General features: G+C 48.0%; 5 protein-coding genes. All 5 read right to left on the bottom strand.

What is annotated here, in order from left to right:
* Positions 1 to 1269: cache domain-containing protein (locus ACYC56_RS11620; RefSeq protein WP_461374344.1), on the bottom strand; the 1269-nt coding region annotated here is incomplete at its 3' end.
* 153 nt (positions 1270 to 1422) lie between these two features.
* Positions 1423 to 1788 (bottom strand): STAS domain-containing protein, encoded by a 366-nt coding sequence (locus tag ACYC56_RS11615; RefSeq protein ID WP_461374343.1) that lies wholly within the window; start codon positions 1786 to 1788, stop codon positions 1423 to 1425.
* Positions 1781 to 3910 (bottom strand): SpoIIE family protein phosphatase, encoded by a 2130-nt coding sequence (locus ACYC56_RS11610; RefSeq protein WP_461374342.1) that lies wholly within the window; start codon positions 3908 to 3910, stop codon positions 1781 to 1783. Before ACYC56_RS11610 ends, ACYC56_RS11615 begins: the two co-directional genes overlap by 8 nt.
* Positions 3911 to 3921: 11 nt before the next feature.
* Positions 3922 to 4968, bottom strand: coding sequence for an ABC transporter substrate-binding protein (locus ACYC56_RS11605; RefSeq protein ID WP_461374341.1), 1047 nt, complete (start codon positions 4966 to 4968; stop codon positions 3922 to 3924).
* On the bottom strand, positions 4965 to 5631 hold a 667-nt coding region (locus ACYC56_RS11600; RefSeq protein WP_461374340.1), incomplete at its 5' end, for an ABC transporter substrate-binding protein. The genes ACYC56_RS11605 and ACYC56_RS11600, both read right to left, overlap by 4 nt.

The raw sequence follows: 5631 nt of genomic DNA, 5'->3' as shown, positions 1-5631 counted from the left end.
GATAGGGCACTCATCTTCGGTGTATGGTGAACCATCGCTATGTTTATAGTGCATCAATTCGTGCGCATTTTTGCCAAGTATTTCCTCAGGCTTATAGCCAAGCATTTCAGATGCGGCCCGATTTATGAAAGTACAGTGCTCCTTCGTATCAACACCGTAAATGCCTTCATCCATTGATTGAAGCAGCAACTGGACTTTCTTATTTGATTCGCTAAGACTCTCTACTGCCTGCTTAAGATTAAGCCTTGCTTCGTCAAGTGAGTGAGCAACATCTTCGATCTCATCGCCCGTTGCAATTAAGATCGGCTCATCAAAATGGCCCTCGCCTACAGCGCGAGCCCTCTCAGCAAGATAAGAAAGAGAGCTAATGACCCTTCGCACAATAAGGATGCTTATGATAAGGGCAATAATCAGTATAGCAGCAGCAACCAGAGCAGAGTTAATAATGTCTCGCCTGATAGGGCTTAAGACTTGATCGGCGTCAATGGAAGAGCCGGCAGCCCAACCAAATTCGCTTATCGGTACTTCGGCTATTATCCTGACCTTTCCAGTTACCGGGAACACAAATTTGGTACTTACCGCGTCTTTCCCTGAAAGAGCGGTCTTCACAAAATCATATTTGCCCCAAAATGGATTCGTCAGGACAAGCTTCTGAAACTCGCTTTGAAAAACAAGAGTGCCATTTGAGTCGACTATATTTGTTGCTCCTGTGGTGGTTCTAATCGGTAGTGCGCTACCCAATCTTGTGATGTCGACATAGCAGCTAACAATTCCTTGTAGAATGCCGCTGCTATCCCTAATAGCTTGGGCAACATGAAAACCAACCGGGCTAACAACCCGTTCGACAGGCTCTATCCCCTCAGATTTGTTGCCTGTAATAATCGCCGAGAAAGCGGGGTGTTTAGCTAGGCTCTGCCCAACTAAACGGCTATCAGTTGCTGTGACTATTGTGCCGGATGAGTCGGTAAAAACAGCATTATCTATCGGATAAATAGCAAGAAGCCCACTCAGGGTTGATGAGGTTTCTTGTGGAGATAATTTATTATTAACTATATTTACGCCTACAAGCCCCATTGACTTATCGATTCCGTCAACGAAGAGCGTAAAGGAAGTATCGGTCGATCTGGCTATTTCATCCAGCTGCAGTAAAGTTCTTTCAGTCCTTGCTTGGTACCAGCTCGAATAGATTGTGAAAATCAACACGATTAAAGGGATGGCGATAATGAGATAGACGATAGCTAGCTTTAAGCTAATACCCGATCTTCTCATCGCAGCTCCTTAGCGTAGGCAATACAATAATTATACCCGTTAACTAAAACTAAGGACAAGATAAGTAGAAAACGATCGTTCAAGATGCGTACCTTTAAGAATTGGTTGCTTGCAGTAGCGATCGAAAGCGCACATGTCTAATGCAAATGAAATTTACTTGCATCCACCATCTTGTAGGGCTTTTTCGATTTCAGCGAAGGAGCTACCTACCTTAAGGCCGATATCAAAGAAACCCATGCGCTTGAGTTTTCTCATGAGGGCGGATTCGGGCTGAATAATGACAGCCATGCAGGCGCCGATTCTTGTAAGCTCTTGAAGATACCGCATGAGCGTCTCAAAGCCGGCTTCCTCCATGTAGGCAACAGCCGTAAGGTCAAAGATCATGCATTGTAAGTCGTCTATCGCCGTTTCAGGAAGAAAGCTCTCTACCCGCTTTTGGTCGTAGAGGCCAAACTCACCAGAAAGTGTAATGATATGAATATTAGGATTACTGCTTGATTTGATGTCTATATCAAGCATGTGACCCCGCCTCAACTCCAAGAAGAGATATGGAGAGCAGGGCAACATCATCTGCGAGCCTGCCCCCGGTGCACTCCATAACCATACCGAAGACTGCATGGGGTACGTCTTTAGCCGACATGATCTCTAAATTATTTAGAAGCTCAACGAGTCGTTCTTCTCTGAAGAGATCGTTGCCGCATCTGGCTTCGGTTATGCCATCGGTATAGAGAAACAGCACGTCGCCCACTTTGATGTTTGCCGTGCTGTCGATAAAGTCCAGCCCGGCAAACGCACCGATGATAGGGCTGCTTACTTCGAGAAGCTCTACCCCGGCCGTCTTCCGTTTCAATAAAACCGATGGGTGACCCGCCGAGCAATAAAGAAGTTCCCCTGAGCGCATATCGACAATACCGAGGAACAGTGTGATAAAGCTGCCCACCGGTACAATCCGTCGTATCGCCTCGTTGGCCTTCTTCAGGATCACAGAAGGAAGCTCTTCTTCGTACGCATAAGCCCTGATCGTGTTTCTTACAAGCGAGGTAAGCGTCGCCGCTTTAATACCCTTACCCGAGACGTCCCCTATGATGATGCCTACCCTATCGTTCTCAAGCTCAAAGATATCGTAGAAGTCCCCTCCGACCTTTGCTGCCTCTGTTGCAGAGCGGTAGAGATACCCGAACTCCATACCCTCGATGCGCTCAGGCACGGTCAAGAGCGCCCCCTGCAGGGTGTTTGCGATGTGACGCTCTGCTTCGTAAAGCCGCGCGTTTTCCATTGCAAGCGAAACCGCCGGTCCCAACTTATTTGCAAAATCAAGCTCGCTATCAGAAAACGTGTGAAGAGACGAAGTGAAGTTAAAGCTAATAGCCCCGATTACTTCTTCCTTACTAATCAAAGGAACAGCCATAACCGAGTGGGTGCCGTACTTTTTCCGCATCTCGGGGTCGATTCGCTTATCGCTCCTGGCGTCATCTACGGCGATTGTTTTTTTCTCTTGTGCGGCCAGCGTTGTAATCCTCACCTGACTATCCGAAAAACGCGCTCCAACTTGCTCTTGCGGCATATTGTATACGTATTTGGTAACCCAACCGTCTTCATCTCTCAGCATAATCCATGCAGATTCGCAGTTAATTGCTTGAGCGGACTCGGCTACCACTCGTTGCAAAATCGCATCGACATCAAGGGTCGAGGTTATGGCTGCGTTAATATAGTTTAAGGCGTCGCTAAACTCCTTCGACTCTATTAACGTGTGTTGTATCGTTATCAGCTCTTCGTTCGTACTTTGCAGCTCCTCGTTCATGACCTCGAGTTCTTCATTCTGCTCTTGTATGAGCCTGTGATGAGCCTCTAACGCTTCCTCGGCCCGTTTGCGCTCGGCAATCTCCCTTTCCAGGTCCGCCTTGGAAGCCGTGACACCTTTCAAATCGGCCGTCATCTGGTTGAAAGTGTGTGATAGCTCGCCGATTTCGTCATCGCGCTTAACTTCAAGCGCAAAATCAAGGTTGCCGGAACCGATAACCTTCGCTCCTGATTGAAGGTCCGTTATCGATTTAAGCAAACGACGTTGGACAATCATGTAATTGATGATGAAATAAGCACTGAATGCACCGAGCAAGGCAAAAATCAGTAGACTGTTCGTCTGCTTTGATTGATCTTTTTGGTCGCGTATGACCTGGGACAGATGTAAAGCATCGAAGGCTATTCCCTGGTTCTGAACTGCCAGCCGGCTCCATGAGACCTGAGTGAGCGACTGGATAGATTCGGAAACCGGGGTCTGCGTTGTATCCTGAAAAGCCGATGCCACGTTATCGAAAACCACTCTCAAACGCTGGTGATTGTCCTTGATATTGTCAGCTATGACCTGCTGCTCGGGACTGTCGGGTCTTAATTGTGCTAGATCATGGGAAATTGAGGACCACTTTGTCTCCCACCGGATGTGTTGTTGGTCTTCACGGTAAAGGAGATAATCATTCGATAGATAACTAAGCTCACTAGCCGCGCGTTCGATATTAATCGCAATCTCTTCCTGCTTATTAAGCCGATCGACCTGCTGATTCGTGACCACCAGCGAGGTCGCGACGACGACCAGGAGAAGCCCAAACAGGGTCATAGTGATTATAAACATGGTTCTGATTCTCATAAGTCTTACCTCTAGCGAATAATATTCACCGCTTCGGGTTTTACCTCCTTGAGGCCGTCTACATAGACGTAATTCGAGAAATCGGGTATCGCCGTTTCAGTGGTAAGGTTGTTGTTTATCATCCACCGCGCTTCATCCTCCATCGCAAGAATGAGCGACTGGTCGAGCGAGAGAGAGAACTGGTTTTGAGACCAGACTGTTTCCATATACGCGGCATCCAGGTTTAGCCGCTTCTGTACGATGGCTTTTGCTTCGGCAGGATTACGGAAGGCATACTCCTCAGCCTGTGCCAGCGACTTAAGAAACCTGCTGACCAGTTCGGGGTGCTTCGTTATCCACTCGTCGGTGGAAATTATCAACGCATACTGGGGCTGATCACTCTGTGCAGGCCAGACACCGGCGTTATCACCCAGACGATCTTTGATTGAATTAGCATTCGGTTGGGCGGTCACAACTGCATCAATGTCTCCGTTTGCAATGGCATTCTCGTATTCCACCGGTGTTTTGATATCAACAAAGGTTATGTCCTGCATATTCATGCCGTGCAAATCCAAAAACCTCCCGAGATAAAATTCAGCTATCGTTCCGGAGGTAGTCCCAATCCTTTTCCCCTTGAGGTCCGAAATCTTCTCGATTCCCCGGTCCTTCCGTCCTATGAGATATATGAACTCGATCTTATCGATGCTTCCAATTGTGCCAATTCTTTCTTTCTGGAACGCCCTTCTGACCAGGGGGAACTCGGCTGTCCCTACGGCAATGTCCGCTTCACCGTTCAACATTCCGTCTAATGCACCCACCCCAGTATCATACTTACGTGAGGTTACGTTGAGGCCGTTCTGGCTGAAAAATTGCTGGTCTTCGGCTACGCAAAAAAGTGCGGTGGACTCAAACTGTGCATGCGCTACAGTGATTGATTCCATCTTCCCCGAACAGCCAGAGACCAGCGTAATGACTGCGACGATTGCGATTAATGCTATCGCAACGATGACTACGGCAACGGTTTTCTTCATGCGTTCATTCCCTTTCTTGCCGACGATTTCCATAGTTCCGTACCTCATCTGATGATATTAACCGCTTCGGGTTTTACCTCCTCGAGGCCGTCTATGTAAATGTAATCCAGGAAATTGGGCACTTGCTTTTCAGTGGTAAGGTTGTTTTTTATCATCCATCGTGATTCATCCTCCATGGCGAGAATGAGCGACTGGTCAAGCGAGAGGGAGAACTTGTTTTTGCCCCAGACCGCCGCCATGTAAGCATCGGTGTAGTTCAGCTTTTTTTGCATCATGGACTTTACTTGGGTGGGATGCTGGACAAAATAATCCTCTGCTTGGGCGAGAGCATTGACGTATCGCCGAACAATGTCCGGATGCCGGGCAATCCAATCGTTCTTGGCGACTTCGACGATATAGAGCATCTGGCTGCTTTGCGCCGGCCATATTGCCGCATTATTGCCCAACGCCTTTTCAATAGTATTTGCATACGGCTGCCAAGTGATGATTGCGTCGACAGTGCCTTTTGTCAGGGCATCTACGGATTCGGGAGGGCTGATATCTACGAGCGTCACGTCCTGCAAATCAATGTCGTGCAACGTAAGAAATCGACCAAGATAGAATTGCGAGATCGTTCCCAGCATAACGCCGATCCTCTTTCCCTTGAGATCCGAAATGTTCCTGATCCCCCGGTCTTTTCGGCCGATAATGTCTTGCAACTGGGCTTTGTCG

The sequence above is a fragment of the Candidatus Aquicultor sp. genome (assembly GCF_054640775.1).
The sequence above is the reverse complement of the archived record's forward strand: the minus strand, read 5'-3'. Positions and strand labels throughout refer to the sequence as shown.

What these genes read in the sequence shown, in the direction of transcription:
- ACYC56_RS11605 (WP_461374341.1), bottom strand. Translation starts at nt 4,968, where the DNA reads ATGAGGTACGGAACTATGGAAATCGTCGGCAAGAAAGGGAATGAACGC.
- ACYC56_RS11610 (WP_461374342.1), bottom strand. Translation starts at nt 3,910, where the DNA reads ATGAGAATCAGAACCATGTTTATAATCACTATGACCCTGTTTGGGCTT.
- ACYC56_RS11615 (WP_461374343.1), bottom strand. Translation starts at nt 1,788, where the DNA reads ATGCTTGATATAGACATCAAATCAAGCAGTAATCCTAATATTCATATC.